The sequence below is a fragment of the Pseudorhodobacter sp. genome (genome assembly GCF_030452865.1).
Classification (GTDB): Bacteria; Pseudomonadota; Alphaproteobacteria; order Rhodobacterales; family Rhodobacteraceae; genus Pseudorhodobacter.
Genome location: NZ_JAKDLJ010000357.1, coordinates 1 through 3,692, shown reverse-complemented (window position 1 = coordinate 3,692; position 3,692 = coordinate 1). Strand labels below are relative to the sequence as shown.

4 protein-coding genes are annotated in these 3,692 nt (G+C 57.1%); 3 read left to right on the top strand and 1 reads right to left on the bottom strand.

What is annotated here, in order from left to right:
• The 3 genes from L0H65_RS16230 to L0H65_RS16220 form a co-directional block, all read left to right on the top strand.
• Nucleotides 1-519, top strand: a 519-nt coding sequence (locus L0H65_RS16230) for an ABC transporter permease subunit (protein WP_301460197.1), incomplete at its 5' end; no start/stop codon positions are given.
• Nucleotides 516-1,613, top strand: coding sequence for an ABC transporter ATP-binding protein (locus L0H65_RS16225; RefSeq protein WP_301460195.1), 1,098 nt, complete (start codon nt 516-518; stop codon nt 1,611-1,613). The genes L0H65_RS16230 and L0H65_RS16225, both read left to right, overlap by 4 nt.
• Entirely contained in the window at nt 1,610-2,221 is a 612-nt protein-coding gene (locus L0H65_RS16220) for a histidine phosphatase family protein (RefSeq protein ID WP_301460193.1), read from the top strand. The genes L0H65_RS16225 and L0H65_RS16220 overlap by 4 nt, the downstream gene beginning before the upstream one ends.
• Before the next feature lie 315 nt (nt 2,222-2,536).
• On the opposite strand, the gene L0H65_RS16215 is transcribed toward L0H65_RS16220, so the two are convergent.
• Nucleotides 2,537-3,494 (bottom strand): IS630 family transposase gene (locus L0H65_RS16215; protein ID WP_301460191.1). Its coding sequence is split into 2 segments (ribosomal slippage): nt 2,537-3,151 and nt 3,153-3,494, totalling 957 coding nucleotides; the frame shifts between segments, so codons are not numbered across the junction.
• Between the last annotated feature and the right edge of the window lie 198 nt (nt 3,495-3,692).

Genomic DNA, 3,692 nt, shown 5'->3' with positions numbered 1-3,692 from the left:
CTGTTAAGCCAACTTGCTTTTCTGCCGCTGTTCATCCCCAGCATCGCAATGGCCGCCGCCTATATCGCGATGTACGGCACTTCGCTTGGCCCCATTCCGGCACTTTACGGCACCTTCACACTGCTGGTTTTTGCTGCCACCGCCAACCTGATGCCCTATGCGGTGCAATCGGGCCGCGCCGTCCTTAGCCAGATCTCCCTCGACATCGAGGAAAGCGCCAAAATGACCGGCGCAGGCCCGATCCGCCGCATGGTGGAAATTGTGCTGCCGCTGGCCATTCGCGGGGTTTTTGCAGGGGGCATCTTGGTGTTCATCAAGATCGTGCGTGATCTGTCGCTGGTCGTGCTGCTGTTCAGCTCCACCACTCCGGTCCTCAGCATGATGGCTTTTAACTACGCTGGCCTTGGTTTCATGCAGTTCGCCAATGCAATTACGCTGGTCATCCTGATGATCTGCCTGACTGCATCGCTGCTGGTTCACATTTTACAAAACAGGATACAGGGATGGAAAGCCGCATGAACGCGATTAGCCCCACCACGCCCGCCATTGCCATCGAGCATCTGACAAAGCGGTTCAATGGCAACACAGCCGTCGACGACGTCAATATCAGCGTGCCGCCGGGGTCGTTTCTGGTGCTGGTCGGGCCGTCCGGTTGCGGAAAATCCACCCTACTGCGGATGTTGGCAGGGTTGGAACCGCCCACCGAGGGGCAGATCTCCTTTGGTGGCAAGGTTGTGACCAGCGGGCAGTCGGGAGTCACAATTACCGCCGCCGCCCGTGATGCCGGTTTGGTGTTTCAAAGCTATGCGCTTTGGCCACACAAAACGGTCGAAGGCAACATTGACTGGCCGCTGAAGGTTGCCAACTGGTCACGGCAAGATCGGGCAGCCCGCATCGACGAGGTGTTGAAGTTTCTGGATATTGAAGCATTGCGCCACCGCTACCCCGCCGAAATCTCGGGCGGCCAGCAGCAACGCGTGGCGATTGCCCGCACCATCGGCCCGCGCCCCGGTATTCTTTTGCTGGACGAACCGCTTTCCAACCTTGATGCCAAACTGCGGGTCGACATGCGAAGTGAATTGATGCGCATCCATCGTGCCACTAAGGCAACATCGGTCTATGTGACCCATGATCAGGTTGAGGCGATGACGATGGCGACCCATGTCGCGGTGCTTCGGAATGGGCGGGTGGAACAGTTCGGTCCCCCCGATGAATTGCTACTGCGGCCGCAAACCACATTTGTCGCGACATTCCTTGGCACGCCTGCCGGCAATCTTATACCCGTTGAACGCAATGGTGCGGCCTTCCGCTTCAATGGCGTCGATCTGGCATCGGCTACGAACGCGCCCGGGCTGGAAACTGCGCAACTGCTGTACCGCGCGCAAGATATCACCGTAGGGCGGCGTGATGGGCTGCCCTGCGCCATGGCGCGATACGCCGAATCTGCACCAATCGCAGGGCAATCCATGGTCACCTGTATGATCGGCGACATGCGGGTCACCGCCATGGTAGACGGGTTTTTTAGGGCCGAGCCGGGCGCAGAGGTCGAAGTGACATTTTTACGCGCCCCCGATGCTGTTTTTAACGCCGAAGGCCAAAGGGTAACAGAATGAGACTGATCTTGATGCGCCACGGCGAAACCATCTGGAATGCCGAACGACGGCTGCAGGGGCATGACAATGCGCAGCTATCTGCGCGCGGCATCGAACAGGCCCTATCCTTCAAGCGCCTGATCGACGGCCTGAACCCCAAATGTGTCGTCTCTTCCGATTTAGGGCGCTGCCGCGAGACGGTGGGTCTGATCGGGTTCGAAGACGCCCCCGCAGACGTAAGGTTGCGGGAGCTGAACATGGGCGAATGGACCGGACGGCGCAAACCTGATCTGATCGCGGAACACCCCGAAAACTACTGGGCATGGCGCGCAGGAACCTGGCACCCGAAGGGCGGCGAAGCGTGGCAGGATTTCGTTGACCGTGTCGTGGGAGGATTGCGCGACTGGCTGAAAACGGCAGACGGCGATGTTCTTGCCGTCGTCCACAGCGGCGTGATCCGCGCAGCCCTGAACGCATTTCTGGGCCTTTCCCAAGACAAAATGGTGCCCGTAACCCCCGGCACAGCAACAATGCTACATTTTGACGACCCCTTCTCAAAGGTCGTAAAGCTGGAAGGCTATAATTTGGGCCTTTTCGCCCCCCAGACAGTTGAAGCGGTGTCGGACTGATGCATCTGACGTTTTAGTGAAAATGAGGTTCACTCGATACAAAACGACCCTCAAGCTGAAAAGGCGGCCCTCACAGGACGAATACGTTTGTTGTATGGCGCTACAGAACTTTTCATCAAGCCTTGACTAAACGGGCTGGGCTTTGTCAGATCTATGGCCAGTACTAAAGCTGTCATTGGAGTAATGTGCATTATCGGACTCTCGGGGCGCAAAGCTGCCGTTGGATGCTCAATGCGCTCAGGTCGGATTTGGGCCGGGTGCGTTGGATAGCCGCTCTCAAATATTTGCGAAGTTCTGCGTTAGAGCGTGTTGCGTTCAATCGGCCTCATATCCTGCGGCCTTGAAGAAGTTATAGCATTCCTCTTCACTGAAGAGATCACAGACTTGGCCGACAGCCCGCCATAGCGCATCGTAGCTTCTTGCTACCGCCCTTCGAATGAGGGCTTTCAGCTTGGCGAATGCCATTTCGATAGGGTTCAGATCCGGGCTATAAGGCGGCAAGAACAAAAACCACGCGCCGACGGCCTTCATCGCGGCTGCCGCGCCAGGGCTTTTATGCGATGACAGGTTGTCGAGAATGATCACGTCGCCCGGCTGCAAAGCCGGAACCAACTGCGTTTTGACATAGAGATCGAACAACTCGCGGTTCATTGGCCCGCCGATGACCCAAGGCGCGTCCAGCCGATCATGGCGCAAGGCGGCGATGAAGGTCTGAGTGCTCCAGTGACCGAAAGGCACATGATCCACCAGTCGCGCGCCTTTCGGGGCCCAGCCGGTGGTCTTGGCCATGTTCGTCTTCAGCGAGGTTTCGTCGATAAAGCCTATGCGTGGCAATAAGTTGCGCATGAAAGGCTGACGCCGCGTGATCCAGACGTGGCGCGCCTCGCGGACATCAGGCCGCTTCTGCTCGGCGGCTTGCAGATCTTTTTTTGTGTGTCAAACCGAGGCCGCGCAAGAACCGCCAGTCCGAAACCCGGTGGATCGTGATACCGTGGCGATCCGCCAGTTCCACCACCAAATCGTCCAAGGTCAGGTCGGGCTTCTCGACCAGCCGCCTCCTGATGCTGTCCGTTACGATCTTGAGTTTTCCATGACCACCACCGTTACCCTGCGCTCGCGGGTGAAGCGCGCCTGTTTCGCGCTTCAAGATGACCATGTCGTTGACGAAACTTACCGAAACCCGAAACCGGGCAGCAGCCGAACGGTGCGAATGCCCTTCTTCAACGAACTCAACTACACGCAACCGAAGCGCCATAGGATGTGGTCTACCCATCTCGATCCCCCATATCTGTCATCCAGACAAGGAATCAGAAATCATGCCTCGTGGGAATCCTGAATCGGGAAAGCCGCAACATGCTCTAGTGTAAAAAAGGAATCGGAAAAAGAACATATAATGCACAATACTTATTCGAATTCTTTTGGTTGCGGGAGTAGGATTTGAACCTACGACCTTCAGGTTATGAGCCTGACG